At 67.4% G+C, this 227-nt stretch carries 1 protein-coding gene; it reads right to left on the reverse strand.

The genetic code is table 11. From position 1 onward, the window contains the following. Positions 1-227 (reverse strand): Ig-like domain-containing protein (locus B0W80_RS35880; protein ID WP_179107120.1); only part of this gene is annotated, 227 nt, incomplete at both ends.

The following is a 227-nucleotide window of genomic DNA, read 5'->3' on the forward strand; positions in this document are numbered from 1 at the left end:
CCGGCGCGGAGCGCGTAGGTGTTGCCGCCGTCGGCCGAGAGCGTGTCGTTGCCCACCAACGTATTCGTCACCACGGCGTCTTCGAGCATCGAGAACGTGTCGCTGACAGCCACCGGCAGGGCATCGAGCGAAACGACCGCGATCGCCACGTGTGCGGTCTCGACGCCGCCGTGCCCATCGCTGATGGTGTAGTCGAACGCGACCGGGCCATGGTAGTTGGCTGCCGG

Source organism: Variovorax sp. KK3 (genome assembly GCF_001984055.1).
GTDB lineage: Bacteria > Pseudomonadota > Gammaproteobacteria > Burkholderiales > Burkholderiaceae_C > Variovorax.